General features: G+C 75.5%; 14 protein-coding genes. 6 read left to right on the top strand and 8 right to left on the bottom strand.

All coding sequences use genetic code 11. The annotated features are described in order from the left end of the window. Positions 1-74: 74 nt before the first annotated feature. Together ruvC and MLUT_RS17965 are read right to left on the bottom strand one after the other, a co-directional pair. A complete protein-coding gene (gene ruvC / locus MLUT_RS17960; protein WP_012750903.1) occupies positions 75-710 on the bottom strand; it encodes a crossover junction endodeoxyribonuclease RuvC in 636 nt (211 codons plus the stop codon). Positions 711-757: 47 nt separating this feature from the next. Continuing rightward, on the bottom strand, positions 758-1,519 hold the full coding sequence (locus MLUT_RS17965) for a YebC/PmpR family DNA-binding transcriptional regulator (protein ID WP_010078569.1): 762 nt from the start codon (positions 1,517-1,519) through the stop codon (positions 758-760). 99 nt (positions 1,520-1,618) lie between these two features. Here MLUT_RS17965 and MLUT_RS17970 point away from each other — a divergent pair, with 99 nt between their 5' ends. Continuing rightward, positions 1,619-3,712 (top strand): M3 family metallopeptidase, encoded by a 2,094-nt coding sequence (locus MLUT_RS17970; protein WP_012750904.1) that lies wholly within the window; start codon positions 1,619-1,621, stop codon positions 3,710-3,712. 6 nt (positions 3,713-3,718) lie between these two features. Here MLUT_RS17970 and MLUT_RS17975 read toward each other — a convergent pair whose 3' ends face one another. Beyond that, positions 3,719-5,119, bottom strand: a complete 1,401-nt coding sequence (locus tag MLUT_RS17975) for an alpha/beta hydrolase family protein (protein WP_010078568.1) — start codon at positions 5,117-5,119, stop codon at positions 3,719-3,721. 87 nt (positions 5,120-5,206) lie between these two features. Between MLUT_RS17975 and msrB the strand changes: the two genes are divergently transcribed. The 4 genes from msrB to MLUT_RS17995 all read left to right on the top strand — a co-directional run bounded on the left by msrB (position 5,207) and on the right by MLUT_RS17995 (position 9,982). Next, positions 5,207-5,722: a peptide-methionine (R)-S-oxide reductase MsrB gene (gene msrB, locus MLUT_RS17980; protein ID WP_010078567.1), complete on the top strand. Its 516-nt coding sequence runs from the start codon at positions 5,207-5,209 to the stop codon at positions 5,720-5,722. 75 nt (positions 5,723-5,797) lie between these two features. Further along, positions 5,798-6,412: a DUF3000 domain-containing protein gene (locus MLUT_RS17985; protein ID WP_010078566.1), complete on the top strand. Its 615-nt coding sequence runs from the start codon at positions 5,798-5,800 to the stop codon at positions 6,410-6,412. A 71-nt stretch (positions 6,413-6,483) separates the two neighbouring features. Further along, complete coding sequence (locus tag MLUT_RS17990; protein WP_012750905.1) at positions 6,484-7,734, top strand: HRDC domain-containing protein; 1,251 nt, start codon at positions 6,484-6,486, stop codon at positions 7,732-7,734. 76 nt (positions 7,735-7,810) lie between these two features. Further along, positions 7,811-9,982 carry a 3-hydroxyacyl-CoA dehydrogenase NAD-binding domain-containing protein gene (locus MLUT_RS17995; protein WP_012750906.1) on the top strand — a complete coding sequence of 724 codons (2,172 nt, stop codon included), beginning with the start codon at positions 7,811-7,813 and terminating at the stop codon, positions 9,980-9,982. A gap of 41 nt (positions 9,983-10,023) precedes the next feature. Here MLUT_RS17995 and MLUT_RS18000 read toward each other — a convergent pair whose 3' ends face one another. Then, entirely contained in the window at positions 10,024-10,680 is a 657-nt protein-coding gene (locus MLUT_RS18000; protein ID WP_010078563.1) for an AGE family epimerase/isomerase, read from the bottom strand. Positions 10,681-10,776: 96 nt separating this feature from the next. Here MLUT_RS18000 and MLUT_RS18005 point away from each other — a divergent pair, with 96 nt between their 5' ends. After that, on the top strand, positions 10,777-11,289 hold the full coding sequence (locus tag MLUT_RS18005) for a Rieske (2Fe-2S) protein (protein ID WP_010078562.1): 513 nt from the start codon (positions 10,777-10,779) through the stop codon (positions 11,287-11,289). A gap of 7 nt (positions 11,290-11,296) precedes the next feature. Here the strand turns inward: MLUT_RS18005 and MLUT_RS18010 are convergent, their stop codons facing one another. Genes MLUT_RS18010 through dxs form a run of 4 tightly spaced genes read right to left on the bottom strand, consistent with a single transcriptional unit; the run spans position 11,297 to position 15,143 of the window. Next, positions 11,297-11,635 (bottom strand): PLD nuclease N-terminal domain-containing protein, encoded by a 339-nt coding sequence (locus MLUT_RS18010; protein WP_010078561.1) that lies wholly within the window; start codon positions 11,633-11,635, stop codon positions 11,297-11,299. Beyond that, on the bottom strand, positions 11,635-12,609 hold the full coding sequence (locus tag MLUT_RS18015) for an aldo/keto reductase (RefSeq protein ID WP_010078560.1): 975 nt from the start codon (positions 12,607-12,609) through the stop codon (positions 11,635-11,637). Before MLUT_RS18015 ends, MLUT_RS18010 begins: the two co-directional genes overlap by 1 nt. A gap of 3 nt (positions 12,610-12,612) precedes the next feature. Further along, positions 12,613-13,131, bottom strand: coding sequence for a hypothetical protein (locus MLUT_RS18020; RefSeq protein WP_010078559.1), 519 nt, complete (start codon positions 13,129-13,131; stop codon positions 12,613-12,615). Further along, positions 13,128-15,143 carry a 1-deoxy-D-xylulose-5-phosphate synthase gene (gene dxs, locus MLUT_RS18025; RefSeq protein ID WP_010078558.1) on the bottom strand — a complete coding sequence of 672 codons (2,016 nt, stop codon included), beginning with the start codon at positions 15,141-15,143 and terminating at the stop codon, positions 13,128-13,130. The genes MLUT_RS18020 and dxs overlap by 4 nt, the downstream gene beginning before the upstream one ends. Positions 15,144-15,253: the final 110 nt, after the last annotated feature.

Here is a 15,253-nt window from a genome sequence, read left to right on the forward strand (position 1 = left end):
CCCTCCTGTCGGGACGGACGGACGCCGGTCGGCGCGGATTCGAACATATCATCGAACGCCGATGCGGCAGCGGCCTACCGGCGTCGCCCGCCGCCCGCCGTGCGCTCGGCGTCGAGCCATGCGCGCTGCGCGGCCGTGAGCTGTCCCCGCTGGCGGGCGCGCGCGGGCGCCTTGGCGGCGAACTGCGAGCGCCCCGCCCGGGAGGCGAGGTCCGCGGTGTCGAGGCCGGTCTGGCCGGCGGCCGCGCCGAGGGCGGTGCCGCGCCAGCCGTGGGCGATGGCCAAGGCGAGGGCGTCGGCCGCGTCGGCCGGGCGCGGCGGGGCGTCGAGGCGGAGGATCCGGGTGACCATCGTGGTGACCTGCTCCTTGCCCGCGTCGCCGTGTCCGGTGACGGCGGCCTTGACCTCGGAGGGGGTGTGCAGGCCCACGGGGACGCCGGCGCGCGCGGCCGCGGCGATCGCCACGCCCGCGGCTTGGGCCGTGCCCAGGACGGTCGGCGTGTTCGTGTTCGCGAACATGCGCTCGACGGCGGCGCGGTCTGGCCGGTGCGCCGCGAGGACCGCGGAGACGGCCTCGTCGATGCGCAGGAGCCGCTCGTCCAGGGGGGCGGTGGGCGGGGTGCCCGCGACCTCGACGTGGACGAGCGCGGCCCGCCGTCGCGCGTCCACGTCCACCACGGCGATCCCGCAGCGGGTGAGCCCCGGGTCCACCCCGAGGATCCGGACGACGTCGGCGGGCCGGCGCGCACTCAGCGCGATCAGTCCTCGTCGAGCTCGGCGAGGACCTCGGGGGCGATGTCCACGTTCGAGAAGACGTTCTGGACGTCGTCGAGGTCCTCGAGGGCATCGGTCAGCCTGAGGAAGGTGCGGGCGCCCGACGCGTCCAGGTCCACCTTCATGGTGGGGACGAACTCGAGCTCGTCGGACTCGTACTCCACGCCCGCCTCGTCGAGGGCCTTGGCCACGGACTGCAGGTCGGAGGGGTCCGAGAGGATCTCGAAGGAGTCGCCGGAGAGGACGACCTCCTCGGCGTCGGCGCCGCCCTCGAGCACGGCCTCGAGCAGGCCGTCCTCGGTGTTGCCCTCGGCGGGCAGGCGCACGAGGCCCTTGCGCTCGAAGAGGAAGGAGACGGAGCCGGAGTCCGCCATGGTGCCGCCGTTGCGGGTGACGGCCGCACGCACGTCCGCGGCGGCGCGGTTCTTGTTGTCGGTCAGGCACTCGACCAGCAGCGCGGAGCCCTGGGGGCCGCGGACCTCGTACATGATCTCGGCGTAGTCGATGACCTCGCCGGTCAGGCCGGCGCCGCGCTTGACGGCGCGGTCGATGTTGTCGTTGGGCACCGAGGCCTTCTTGGCCTTGGACACGGCCAGATCGAGCGCGGGGTTGCCGGCGACGTCGGGGCCGCCGGCCCGCGCCGCGACCTCGATGTTCTTGATGTACTTCGCGAACGCCTTGGCGCGCCGCGCGTCGATGACGGCCTTCTTGTGCTTGGTGGTCGCCCACTTGGAATGTCCTGACATCACGCCTCCTCAGGTCTGGATCTCGTCTGCTGGCTCGACCGCCCAGTCTAGCGACGCCCGGTGGGGTGGTGCGGATCACGGCTGACTACACTCGCGCCCATGACCCACACCTCCGCGTCCTCCGTCCTGCCCGCCGACCACCCGCTGGCGACCCCCTCCGACCTGCCCTACGGGCTGCCCGACTTCTCCGCCGTCTCCGACGCGCAGCTGGCCGAGGCCGTGCGCGCGGGCATGACGGCCCAGCGCGCCGAGGTCGACCAGATCCTCGGGGCGGCCACGGCGCCGACCTTCGAGAACACCGTCCGTGCGCTCGAGCTGTCCGGCCAGCTGCTGCGCCGCTCCGCCGCGATGTTCTTCACGCTCGTCGGCTCGGACGGCACGGACGCGCGGCAGGCCCTGGCCGAGGAGCTCTCCCCCGAGCTCGCGGCCCACGAGGACGCGATCCTGCTGGACCCGCGGCTGGCCTCGCGCGTCGCGGCGATCGACGAGGGCGGCCTCACCGGCGAGGACGCCCGCCTGCTGGAGACGCTGCGACTGCGCCTCTCCCTGGCGGGGGCGGACCTGGACGAGGCCGCGCGCGAGGAGCTGCGCGGGATCAACACGGAGCTGGCGTCCCTCTCGGCCGCCTACACGCGCCGCCTCGTCGCGGACACCGCCGCCCGCGCCGTGCTCGTCACGGACCGCGAGCGCCTGGCCGGTCTGAGCGAGGACGACCTGGCCGCGGCGGCGGGGGCGGCCGCCGAGGCGGGGCACGGGGACGGGGACGCGGCGGCGGGTCCGTGGCTGCTGACGCTGTCCCTGTTCACGTCGCAGCCGTGGCTGGCGTCCCTGCAGGACGAGGGGATGCGGCGCGAGGTGTTCGAGGCGTCGACGGCCCGGGGCGGGTCCGGGGAGCACGAGACGCTGACGACGGCGATGGCGATGGTGCGGCTGCGGCTGCGCAAGGCGCGGCTGCTGGGGGCACAGAGCTGGGCCGAGCAGGCGCTGAAGGACCGGGCGGCGCCGTCGACGGCGGCCGTGGAGGATCTGCTGGGCGCGATGGCGCCGCGCGCGATGGCCAATGCGCGGGCGGACGCGGCGACGGCGGCGGCGCACGCGGGCCGGGCGGACGCCGAGGTGGCCCCGTGGGACTGGCCGGTGCTGTCCGCGGCGTACGCGCGCGAGGAGTTCGCGGTGGACGCGGACGCCCTGCGCCCGTACTTCGAGCTGGACCGGGTGCTGACGGAGGGCGTGTTCGCGGCGGCGACGGCGCTGTACGGACTCACGTTCGCCGAGCGCCCGGAGCTGGCGCGGCACCTGTACCGCCCCGGGATCCGGGTGTTCGAGGTGACGGGTGAGGACAGTGCCGGGGTGGGTCTGTTCGTCGCGGACCTGTTCGCGCGGCCGACCAAGTCCGGCGGCGCCTGGATGCACACGGTGCGGGACAGGGCGGACGCCCTGGGCGAGCGCCCGGTGGTGTTCACCACGATGAATGTGCCGGCCCCGGCGGCGGGGCGTCCGGCCCTGCTGACGCTGGATGAGACCACGACGCTGTTCCACGAGTTCGGACACGCCCTGCACGGGCTGCTGGCCCGGGGCGAGTACGCCTCGCTCACCGGGACGAACGTGCCGCGCGACGTCGTCGAGTTCCCGTCGCAGGTCAACGAGGTGTGGCTGCGCGAGCCGTCCCTGCTGGCCGCGTACGCGCGGCACGTGGAGTCGGGCGAGCCGCTGCCGGCCGGGACGCTGGAGCGGCTCGAGGCGGCGGACCTGTGGGGCGAGGGGCACCGCACGGTCGAGTACCTGGGTGCGACGCTCGTGGACTGGGCCTGGCACTCGCTGACGGAGGAGACGGTGGACGCCGCCACGGCCGACCCGGCCGCGTTCGAGCGCCGGGTGCTGATCGAGGCGGGCATCGACCCGGACCTGGTGCCCCCGCGCTACGGCACCGGCTACTTCAAGCACATCTTCGGCGGCGGCTATGCGGCCGGGTACTACTCCTATGTGTGGGCCGAGGTGCTGGACGCGGACGCCGTGGAGTGGTTCCGCGAGCACGGCGGGATGACGCGGGAGAACGGCCGCCGGTTCGCGGACGAGCTGCTCTCGCGGGGCGACACGCGTGACCTGCTGGAGTCCTACCGCGCGTTCCGTGGCCGGGACGCCGAGCTCGAGCCGCTGCTGCGCCGTCGGGGACTGGCGGACGCCGCGGCCTGAGCGCGGTCAGCGCCTCCTGTCGCCGGGGCGGGGGGCGCTGAGCACGGCGCGCAGCCAGCCGCGCACGGCGGTGTCCCACTTGCGCGGGTCCACGTTCTGCTCCCGGGTGTGGCGGGCCTGGTGGAAGCGGACGAACCGGACCAGGTCCGGGTTGCGCTCGGCCAGGTCCTGCGAGGGGCCGACGGGCACGTACTCATCGTCCTCGGAGTGCAGGATCAGCGTGGGCACGCGCACGTGGTCGGCGCGGGTCACCCAGTCCAGGGCCTTGAGGTCCACGGGGGCGGCCAGGCCCGTGATGAACCGGCCGGCCCGGTTGGCCAGCAGCCACTGGCCGAGCAGGCCCACGGCTTCGGGGATCCGGTTGAGCCGGGCCTGGTGGCGCAGCACGTCCACCCAGTCCACGACGGGGCCCGTCAGGACCACGCCGCGCACGCGCGGGGCCAGCGTGGAACGGTCCACGGTCTGCAGCACCACGGCCCCGCCCATGGACCAGCCGAAGAGGACGACGTCCCGGGCGCCATGGTCCAGGGCGTAGCGGATCGCGGCCTCGACGTCCTCCCATTCAGTGGTGCCGAGCCCGTAGCGGGCGTCGGCCGCGTCCGGGGCGTCGCCGTCGTTGCGGTAGGAGATCAGCAGCGACGTCATGCCCAGGCGGCGGGCGGTCGGGACGGCGCGGATGCCCTCGTTGCGGCGCGCGCCCCGGCCGTGGACCATCACCGCCCACAGCCCCTCCGCGGGACGGGGCTCGCCGTCCTCGCTGGGGTCCGGCGCGATGCGCCATGCGCGGGCGTGGCCGCCGGGCACCGGCACCTGCACGTCCTCGGCGTCGAGCCCGGCGTCGGCGGGGGTCGGGTAGACGAAGCCGGTGAACCGGCCCCGGGTCGCCGTCGTCAGATCACCGGAGAAGACCTCCTCGACCCCGCGCTGCACCGTCCCGTCCCGGGGGTCGAACGAGGTGATCTCCCCGATCCGGGCGCACCCGGCGCCGTCGTCGAACGTGAGGGAGTACTGGCCGGGCACGGTGGTGTACTCGTCGGCCTGCAGGATCACGTCCTGCCCGGCGGGCGTGTCGACGACGGCGAGGATCGGCGTGGACTCGGCGTGCCGGCGCACGGGGGTCACCACGGTCCGCGCGAACACGCCCGCGAGCGCCGAGCTCGCCCCGGCCAGCACGAAGGCGGAGGCCGCGGCGACGCTGAGCACGGGCGGGGCCCAGCGGGCCACCGGGGAGGCCACGGCCACGCCGCCGCGCACCGATCCGGTGACTCCGCGGCGGACCAGGCGGCCCGCTCGGCGGACGCGGGACTCGCGACTCCCGGCCCGCCGGGATGCCACGGTGACGGCGGCGGCCAGGGCGGGCGGCAGGTCGGCGGGGTGGGGACGGGGACGGCGGGGTCGTGCGGCCATGCGCGCCATTGTCCTCCACGGGCGGGCGCGCCCGCCAATGCGACGCCGGTCGGGAACACGACGGCGCTCCGGACCGTTGCACCGGGCATGACCGAGACTCCCCCCACCCCCCATGACGGCCCCACCCCCGACCCCGCGCGGGACGCCCCGGCTCCCGAACAGACCCTGGCCGCCCCGGGCGGCACCCGCCTGACGGACGAGGAGTGGGCCCGACGGCTCACGCCCGAGGAGTTCCAGGTGCTGCGCCGGGCCGGCACAGAGCGGCCCTTCACCGGTGAGTACTGGGACTCGCACGTGAAGGGCGTGTACGCGTGCCGGGCGTGCGGGTCCGAGCTGTTCCGCTCGGACGAGAAGTTCGACGCGCACTGCGGCTGGCCCTCGTTCTTCGCGCCGCTCGCGGAGGACCGGGTGGAGTACCTGAAGGACACCACCCTGGGCATGGAGCGGATCGAGGTGCGGTGCGCGGCCTGCGGCTCCCACATGGGTCACGTCTTCGCGGGCGAGGGCTACGACACCCCCACGGACCTGCGCTACTGCATCAACTCGGTCTCGCTGCGCCTGGCCCCCGCCGACGACGCGGCGGCCCCGGACGGGGCGCGCTGAGCCGGTGCGGGAGCGCCGTGGCGTCCACGGCGCGCCCCCGCGGCCCGGTGGGCCCCGCGGCCTAGGCTGACGGGCATGAGCGTGATCGGGCCCCGTCGCCTCGCCGCCTCCCCCGGGGCGGTCGAGGCGCCCGTGCCGCCGGGGGTGTTCCGGCGTGCCCTGGCGGACCTGCGCGATGCGCGGCCGCGGACCGAGGTGCGGCTGCGGGAGATCCCAGCGCCCGAGGGGCAGGCGCCCTTCGCCGTCGCCCTCGCCGCCGACGTGTGCGGCGGGCCGGGCGCGACCGGCGGCGTGCTGGCCACGGGGCGGTTCGTCCTCCTGCACGACCCGGCCCCGGACACCCGGTGGCCGGGCGGATTCCGGGCGGTGACCTGGATCCGTGCGAGCCTGGAACCGGACGTCGCGCTGGACCAGCTGGCCGGCGCCGTCGCCTGGACGTGGCTCGTGGAGGCGCTCGGGCGCCGCCACGCCGAACACTCCCATGCCGGCGGCACCGCGACGCGCAGCATCGCGGAGGGCTTCGGGACGCTCAGTGCGGCCCCGGACACCACCGACATCGAGCTGCGCGCCTCATGGACCCCGGCCCCGCGAGACCTCGGCTCGCATCTCGAGGCATGGTCGGACATGATCTGCGCGTTCGCCGGCCTGCCGCCGGAGCACACCGCGGACGTCTCCACGGCCGGCCCCTGACCGCGCGCCCGCGCCTGAGACGCACCGGGCCCCGGCCCGTCCCCGCCCCGACCTCCCCGAACAGGAGCAGCATGACCGACGCCCCCGAGACGGCCGCCCCGGACGCGCCCCCGCGGCTGATCGCCACACCGGCCGGCGGAGTCCCCCGGCTCACCGACACCCCCGCGGGGCTGGAGGCCTGCGCCGCGGCGCTCGCCGCGGGGACCGGGCCCGTCGCCGTCGACGCGGAGCGCGCCTCCGGGATCCGGTACGGCCAGCGGGCCATGCTCGTCCAGCTCAAGCGCGAGGGCGCCGGCATCTGGCTCGTCGACCCCGAAGCCCTCGACGGGCTCGCCCCGCTGCAGGAGGCCCTCACGGGCGTCGAGTGGATCCTGCACGCGGCCAGCCAGGACCTGCCCTGCCTGGCCGAGCAGGGACTGCGCCCCGACCGGCTGTTCGACACCGAGCTCGCGGCCCGGGTGGCCGGCCTGCCGCGCGTCGGCCTGGTCGCGGTCCTGGAGGAGCTGCTCGGGGTCACCCTCGCCAAGGAGCACTCCGCCGCCGACTGGTCGGTGCGTCCGCTGCCCGAGGCGATGCTCACCTACGCCGCGCTCGACGTCGAGCTGCTCGTCCCGCTGCGCGAGGCCCTGATCGCGCGCCTCGAGGCCGACGGCAAGCTCGCGTGGGCCGAACAGGAGTTCGAGCACGTGCGCACGGCCCCGCCGCCCGCGCCGAAGAAGGACCCCTGGCGCGGCACCTCGGGCTCCCAGACGCTGCGCCGCCCCGTGCAGCGCGCGGTCCTCAAGCGCCTGTGGGAGGCCCGCGAGGACCTCGCCCGCCACCGCGACGTCGCCCCCGGCCGGCTCATCCCGGACCGGTCGATCGTCGCCGCCGCGGCCGCCCAGCCGCGCACCGTCCCCGCCCTGCGCCAGACCTCCGGCTTCCACGGCCGCGCCGCGAGCCGCGAGGCCCCGCGCTGGATCGCCGCGATCCGGGCCGGCGTCGAGGACGCCGAGCGGGGCGACGCCCCCGCGGCGCAGATCCGCACCGGGGACGGCCCGCCCCCACCCCGGGCCTGGAAGGACCGGGACCCGGTGGCGGACCGCCGCCTGCGCACGGCCAAGGCCCGCGTCGCCCGACGGGCCGAACAGCTGGGGATGCCCACCGAGAACCTCCTCACCCCGGACACCCTCCGGCGGATCTGCTGGGCCCCGCCCGCCCCGATCACCCCCGAGACCGTGGACGCGTTCCTGACGGAGCGGGGCGCGCGCCCGTGGCAGGTGGAGAACGTCGGCGCGATCGTCACGGTCGCGCTGCTGGACCCCGATCCCGCCGACGCCTGAGCCCCCGTCGCGGCCCGCCGGATCGGCCCGTCGCGCCGCGTCGACGCGGAGGCTACCCGCCGGTAGTGTGACCCGCATGACACCCGTTTCTCTTGCTTCCTTCGACCACCTGCCCGCCCTGGCCCCGGACGAGGTCGTCACCGCCGTCACCGTGACCGACCACGCCCTGCCCGAGGGCGCGGGCACGCTCGCGCTGCTCACGCTGGACAACGGACAGGGACCCCGCCGGCCCGCGACCCTGGGCCCGGCCACGCTCCTCGGCCTCGGCCGGGTCCTCGACGAGCAGGCCGCCCGTGCCGCGGCGGGCGAGATCCAGGCCCTGGCCGTGACCGGCGTGGAGGGGACCTTCGCGGCCGGGGCGGACCTGTCCCTGATCGCGGGCATCACCGGCGACGTCGGCCGCGACCTGGCCCTGCTCGGCCACGCCGTCTACGACCGGCTCGCGGCCCTCGAGATCCCCACGGTCGCGCTCGTGAACGGCCTCGCCCTCGGCGGCGGCCTCGAGCTGGCCCTGGCCGCCGGACACCGCGTGGTGGCCGCCGACGCGAAGGGCTTCGGCCTGCCCGAGGTCCGGCTCGGCCTGATCCCCGGCTGGTCCGGCGTGTGGCGCGTGCCCCACCTGATCGGCCCGGAGGCCGCCGTCGACGTCGTGCTGAAGAACCCCCTCGACGACAACCGCATGCTCGACGCCCGCGCCGCGCACGGACTCGGGCTCATGGACCGGATCGCCGAGGGGGACCTCCTCGACGCCGGCCTCGAGCTCGCCGGCGCCCTGGTCACGGGGGACGAGTCCGTGGCGGCCGAACTGGCCGCCCACCGCGACCGCGACGTGTCCGACGCCGCCTGGGACCGTGCCCTGGCGGCGCTGGAGCGGCTGCAGGCCGCTCGCCCCGGACGCCACCTGCCGGCACGCCGCCACCTGGAGGACCTGTTCACCGGCGCCCGCACGCGCACCCGCGCCGAGTCCGCCCAGGCCGAGGCGGACGCCCTCGGGACCCTGCTGCACTCCCCCGAGTTCCGCCGCACCGTGTACGCGTTCCTCGGCCTCGTCCAGGGCCGCGCCAAGCGCCCCGCCGGCGACCCGGGCCGCGAGCTCGCCCGCGAGGTCCGCAAGGTCGGCATCGTCGGTGCAGGCCTGATGGCCGGCCAGCTCGCCCTCGTCTTCGCCCGGCACCTGCGGGTGCCCGTCGTCATGACGGACGTCGACGCCGAGCGTGTCGAGCGCGGCCTGGCGGGCGTGCGCGCGCAGGTCGAGAAGATGGTCTCCCGTGGTCGGCTCTCCGCCGAGGACGGAGAGGCCTTGGCCGGGTTGATCACCGCGGACACGGACAAGGCGGTGTACGCGGACGCCGACGTCGTCATCGAGGCCGTCTTCGAGGAGCTCGAGGTCAAGCGCACCGTCTTCCGCGAGCTCGAGGGCATCGTGCGTGAGGACGCCATCCTGATGACCAACACCTCGAGCCTGTCCGTGGCCGCCATGGCCGAGGTCCTCGAGCATCCCGAGCGCCTCGTGGGCTTCCACTTCTTCAACCCGGTGGCGGTCATGCCGCTCGTGGAGATCGTGCGGACCGAGGCGACGACGGACGAGGTCGTGGCCACCGCGTTCGAACTGACCCGCCGGCTCCGCAAGACCGGCGTGCTCGTCCACGACGCCACCGCGTTCGTGGTCAACCGCGTCCTGCTGCGCATGATGGGCGAGGTGCAGAACTCCTTCGACGAGGGCACCGACGCGCACGAGGCCGACCACGCGGTGGACCCGCTGGCCCTGCCGATGACGCCGTTCACCCTGCTGGCCATGGTCGGCATCCCCGTGGCCCAGCACGTGTCCGAGTCCCTCTCCGCGTCCTTCGGCGCGGAGCGCTTCCCGGTCTCGGCGAACCTGCAGCGCCTGATCGACGCCGGCAAGACCGCGATCTGGGCCAAGGACGTCCGCCCCGACCGGCGCGACGAGGAGGCCGCCGGCGCGACCGGCGAGCAGATCCCGGAGGCGACCGCGGCCCTGCTGGAGCAGGGCTCGACCCCGCAGACCTCCGAGGAGCTGCTGCGCCGGGTCGAGGACGCGCTGGCCGAGGAGATCGGCCTGCTCCTGGACGAGGGCGTCGTCGCGGCCCCCGAGGACGTGGACCTGTGCATGATCCTCGGCGCCGGCTGGCCCCTGCACCTGGGCGGCATCACGCCGTACCTGGACGACTGCGGGGCCGCCGAACGGGTGAACGGGCGGCGCTTCCACCCGGCCGCGCAGGCCTGACCGGCCCCGGCCGGGCCGGCCGCGACGGCCCGGCCGGCGACTCAGGCGATCGGCAGCCCGGCGAACGTCACCACGTGCGCGTCGAGCCCGGCGGTCGCCGCGGCCCGGTCGGCCACGGGGGTCGAGGCGGTGCCCCCGCCCCAGTCGGAGGCGACCACGGCGCCCTCGCGCACGAGGTGCGCCCCCAGCTCCACGCCGTCCGCGACGACGGCCACCCGCACGTCCGACCCGCCCGCGTCCGCCGGGCGCAGCTCGACGCGGGGCACGCGCAGCCCGCCCTGCAGGGGCGAGGCCTCCTCGAGCCGGTCCACGGCGAGCGGGCCCGCGGCGGCGACCCGCGCGAGGATGAGGTACTCCGCGTACGAGGGCAGCACCGCGGCGTCGATGCCGGCCCGCTCGCGGTCGATGCGCACCCGCTGGGCGCCGGCGGAGTCCTCGTGGGTCGTCCACGCCCATCCGCCGCCGTCGGGCGTGAAGCCGACCTGCGTCTGGGCCAGGTAGCGCTCGGGCAGTCCACCGCGGGCGGCGCGCTGGGCGGGCGTGGGGGCGAAGCCCATGCGGGTGGTCAGCACGCCGTCCTCCAGCACCCGGTGCAGGAAGCCGACGTGCACGTCGTCGAGGGTCACGGCCTCCCACCGTTCGAAGGGGGTGAGGTCGAAGCGGGCGGCGCCGGTGGGGCACGGGGCGGGGTCGGTCACGGCGGTGCTCCTGGGGGCTGGGGGGGTCCGTCCCCCCGATCCTCGCACCCGTCGGGCCCGGTCGCATCCGCCCTCGCCACGGGCGATAATGGGTCGATGACCACGCAGGACTCCCCCCTCACCCCGAACTCCTCCCGGTCCGGCTGCTGCGGCGACCACGCCCGCCCGGACACCTCCCGCCGCACCGTCCTGGGCCGCGGCGCCGCCGTCGCCGCCGCGGGTGCCGGCGCACTCGCGCTGGCCGGCTGCACGGACCGGCTGCGCGAGAAGGACACCGCGCAGGACCACTACACCGGCTCCGACGCCGTCGACGCGCTGCCCGCCGCCGAGCTGCCCGTGGGCGCCTCCCGGGAGGTGCAGGTGCAGGGCCGGACGCTGATGATGCACCGCGTGGACGAGACCACGGTGACCGCCTTCACCAACGTGTGCACGCACCAGGGCTGCCTGCTCCAGGTCGTGGACCGGCAGGAGGGGCCGGCCTACGCCTGCCCCTGCCACGGCTCGCACTTCGACGTCACCTCGGGGAAGCCGTTCGGCGGCCCGGCCCGCAAGGCCCTCATGGACTACGATGCGGCCGTCGTCGACGACCGCATCGTCGTCAAGCTCTGAGCCCTGCTCAGTCCTCCGGCGCGCCGTAGCGCCGCCGTGGGGGCATCACGACGGCGGAGCGGTCGTTGGGGTCCCACGCCGGCTGCTCGCGCCGCCGGGCCGGGTAGTAGCGGTGCCGCCACCAGAACCAGATGAGCGCTCCCAGCGCGGGCAGCAGCAGCATGACGCCGACCCATGGCAGGCGCGCCCGGGCGTCCAGGGGGCTGCGGCCCAGCGAGACGAAGCCGGCCACCCACAGCACGCCGGCCACGACGGACAGGCCCCAGCCCAGGGCGGCCTCCCCCGGCGTCGGCACGAGCGGGTTGGCGGCCGCCGCGGCGGCCGCGCCGCTCAGCGCGGCGACCATCAGAAGAGCGCGACCTTCTCCGGGCCCGGGAACAGGGCGTCCAGCTCCGCCAGGTCCTCCGCGGTGGCGAGCCAGTCGGCCGCCGCCGCGTTCTCCACGACCTGCGCGGCACGGGTGGCGCCGGCGATCACGGAGGACACCGGTCCCTGCGCCGCCAGCCACCCGATCGCGGCCTGAACCTCGGTGATCCCCCGCTCCCGGGCGAACCGGCCGAACGCGGCCAGCTGCTCCAGGTCGGCGTCGGCCACCATGTTCTGGCGCACGTGGGACAGGCGCGAGCCCTCGGGCGCGTCGCCCTGCGAGTACTTGCCCGTGAGCAGCCCGTTGGCCAGCGGGAAGTACGGCAGGACGCCGAGCCCGAACTCCGCCGCCGCCGGGACCACCTCGAGCTCGGCCCGGCGGTCCAGCAGGTTGTAGTGGTTCTGCGCCGACACGAAGCGCTCCACGCCCAGCTCGCGGGCCACGTACTCGGCCTGGGCGATCTGCCACCCGGCCCGGTTCGAGTGGCCCACGTAGCGGACCTTGCCGGAGCGCACGAGGTCGTCGAGCGCACGGAGGGTCTCCTGGATGGGCGTGGCCGGGTCCGGGGTGTGGAACTGGTAGAGGTCGATCCAGTCGGTGCCGAGACGGCGCAGGGAGTCCTCGACGGCGCGCACGATGTACCGGCGCGAGCCCCGCGCGCCGCCGTCGTCGCCGGCGACACCGCCCATGTCCATGCCGAACTTGGTGCCGATCACCACCTCGTCGCGGCGGGCGCCCAGGGCGCGGCCGAGCCGCTCCTCGGACAGGCCGGGCTCGGCGCCGTAGATGTCGGCGACGTCGAAGAAGGTGATGCCGGCGTCGAGCGCGGCGTGGACGACGGCGTCTGTGCCGGCCTGATCGAGCGTGGCGGTGCCGGGGCGGCCGAGGTTGTTGCACCCCAGGCCGACGACGGACACGGTCAGCCCGGAGCGGCCGAGACGGGTGTGGCGCACGGTTCAGCCCTCCTGCTCTGCGGTGCGGACGTCCACCTTGTTCGGCTGCACGCCGTCGGCGCGCTTGGCGGTCGCCGGGATCTCGGCGGCGGCCTTGCGGGCGTGGGGGGTGCGCACGCGCAGCACGAGGGCACCGACCTCGTCGACGACGTCCTCGACCTCGCCGAGACCGCGCCAGGCGAGCTGGTGGGTCACCTCGACGCGCAGCCGCTCGACGGTGCGCCGCTCGATCGCCGTGGCCTCCCGGCCGCGGAGCCGGTAGGCCACCGGCAGCACGGCGAAGGTCGCGGGGTCCGCCTCGGTGAAGCCCTCCTCCGCGCCCTGTGCCACGAACGCGGCCAGCAGCTGATCGCCCTCGGCAGGGTCGGCCAGGGGCTGCTCCCCGACGGTGCCGGGCTGGCCGACCCTGCCGTGGTGGACCACGAACTCCCCGGCCTCCGCGTCCGCCCATGCCTCGCGGTATTCGAAGAGCCGGGCGCCGTCGTCGCCGACGGTCTCACGGTACAGCCGGACGATGCTCATGCCTGCTCCTGGTGGTGAGGGGCGACCGCGTCCTCGGGGACGGGCCGGGCGTACGGGACCTTGGCGCCGAGGACCTGGGCGACGGTGTCCTGGGTGATGCGCTGCGCCGTGAGGCCCACGCGGGCCAGCACCTGCTCGCGGCTGCCGTGGGCGAGGAACTCGACGGGCAGGCCGACCTCGTTCAGGGCGGTGTCCACGCCGGCCGCACGCATCTCCTGGCGGATCCGCGAGCCGACGCCGCCGGCCCGCACCCCGTCCTCGAGGCACACGACGATCCGGTGGCGGGCGGCCGTGTCGATCACGGACCGGGCCACGGGCAGGACCCACCGCGGGTCGATCACCGTGGCGCTGATGCCGTGCCGCTCGAGCCGTTCGGCGACGTCGAGGCTGAGCTCGGCCATCGCGCCCACCGCCACGATCAGCACGTCCCGCTCGGCGCCGTCGCGTCCGCCGTCCTCGCCGCGCCGGGCGAGCACGTCCGTCCCGTCCGACAGCCGCTCCAGGGCGCGCACCGACTCGCCGACCGAGCCCTTCGCGAACCGCACCACGGTGGGCGCGTCCTCGACGGCGACGGCCTCGCGCAGCTCCTCCCGGAGCGTGTCCGCGTCGCGGGGCGCGGAGATCCGCAGCCCCGGCACCGACTGCAGCAGGGCCAGGTCCCACATGCCGTGGTGGCTCGGGCCGTCCGGCCCGGTGACGCCCGCGCGGTCCAGCACGAACGTCACGCCTGCACGGTGCAGGCCCACGTCCATGAGCACCTGGTCGTACGCGCGGTTGAGGAAGGTCGCGTAGACGGCCACCACGGGGTGCAGACCACCGAAGGCCATGCCGGCGGCCGAGGTGACCGCGTGCTGCTCGGCGATGCCGACGTCGAACACCCGGTCCGGATGGGCCAGCGCCATCGGGGCCAGGCCCACGGGGTTCTGCATGGCGGCGGTGATGGCCACGACGTCCGGCCGCTCGTCCGCGATCGCGACCATCTCCTCGCCGAACACGGAGGTCCAGGACTGGGCCGTCGACGAGGTGATGGGCTCGCCCGTGGAGGGGTCGATCACGCCGATCGCGTGGAACTGGTCCGCCTCGTGCGCGACCGCCGGCGCGTAGCCGTGCCCCTTCTCGGTCATCGCGTGGACGATCACGGGCCCGCCGTACGCCCGCGCGTCCTCGAGGGCCTCCTCCATGGCGGTGAGGTCGTGACCGTCCACCGGGCCGATGTACTTCATGCCCAGGTCCTCGAACAGGCCCTGCGGCGCCCAGAGGTCCTTGAGGCCCTTCTTCGCCGCGTGCAGCGGCCGGTACACCAGCTCACCCGCGAGGCCGGCCTCCTGGAGGCGGCGCTTGAGGTAGTCGAGGGTCTGCTCGTAGCGGTGGTGGGTGCGCACCTTGTCCAGCACCCCGCGGCGCAGTCCGCCCAGGTGCTCGGCGACGCCGCCCACCGTGGGCGCATACGAGCGGCCGTTGTCGTTGACCACGATCACCACGCGCCGATCCCGGCCGGCGGCGATGTTGTTGACCGCCTCCCAGGCCATGCCCCCCGTGAGCGCGCCGTCGCCGATCACGGCCACCACGGTGCGGTCCCCCTGCCCGGTCTGCGCCCAGGCCCGCGCGATGCCATCCGCCCAGGAGAGCGAGCTGGAGGCGTGCGAGGACTCCACCACGTCGTGCTCGGACTCGGTGCGGTCACCGTAGCCGGACAGGCCCCCCTCCTGACGGAGCGTCGTGAAGTCCTGGCGTCCGGTGAGCAGCTTGTGCACGTACGACTGGTGGCCAGTGTCGAAGATGACCGCGTCCTTCGGCGATTCGAACACGCGGTGCACGGCCAGCGTCAGCTCGACGACGCCCAGATTCGGTCCGAGGTGGCCGCCCGTCTTGGAGACGTGGGCGATCAGGTAGGCGCGGATCTCCGCCGCCAGCGCGGTCAACTGGTCCTCCGTGAGGGCCGACAGGTCCGCCGGGCGGGCGATCTGCGGCAGCAGCGGGGCGCCGGGGCTCGTGGGGGGCAGATGTTCCATGGTCCGACCAGCGTACTCCGCGGGTCCGCACCCGGGCGGGACGCAGGCGGCGGCGTCGGCCCCGGCGCCCACGACGACGGCGGCCCGCCGCCCTCCGTGCGGAGGGCGGC

This window comes from Micrococcus luteus NCTC 2665 (genome assembly GCF_000023205.1).
Lineage (GTDB): Bacteria > Actinomycetota > Actinomycetes > Actinomycetales > Micrococcaceae > Micrococcus > Micrococcus luteus.

Coding starts and splice junctions, on each gene's coding strand:
- MLUT_RS17985 (WP_010078566.1), top strand. CDS start 5,798: ATGAGCGTGATCGGGCCCCGTCGCCTCGCCGCCTCCCCCGGGGCGGTC.
- MLUT_RS17990 (WP_012750905.1), top strand. CDS start 6,484: ATGACCGACGCCCCCGAGACGGCCGCCCCGGACGCGCCCCCGCGGCTG.
- MLUT_RS17995 (WP_012750906.1), top strand. CDS start 7,811: ATGACACCCGTTTCTCTTGCTTCCTTCGACCACCTGCCCGCCCTGGCC.
- MLUT_RS18010 (WP_010078561.1), bottom strand. CDS start 11,635: ATGGTCGCCGCGCTGAGCGGCGCGGCCGCCGCGGCGGCCGCCAACCCG.
- MLUT_RS18020 (WP_010078559.1), bottom strand. CDS start 13,131: ATGAGCATCGTCCGGCTGTACCGTGAGACCGTCGGCGACGACGGCGCC.
- MLUT_RS17970 (WP_012750904.1), top strand. CDS start 1,619: ATGACCCACACCTCCGCGTCCTCCGTCCTGCCCGCCGACCACCCGCTG.
- MLUT_RS18005 (WP_010078562.1), top strand. CDS start 10,777: ATGACCACGCAGGACTCCCCCCTCACCCCGAACTCCTCCCGGTCCGGC.
- dxs (WP_010078558.1), bottom strand. CDS start 15,143: ATGGAACATCTGCCCCCCACGAGCCCCGGCGCCCCGCTGCTGCCGCAG.
- MLUT_RS17965 (WP_010078569.1), bottom strand. CDS start 1,519: ATGTCAGGACATTCCAAGTGGGCGACCACCAAGCACAAGAAGGCCGTC.
- msrB (WP_010078567.1), top strand. CDS start 5,207: ATGACCGAGACTCCCCCCACCCCCCATGACGGCCCCACCCCCGACCCC.
- MLUT_RS17975 (WP_010078568.1), bottom strand. CDS start 5,119: ATGGCCGCACGACCCCGCCGTCCCCGTCCCCACCCCGCCGACCTGCCG.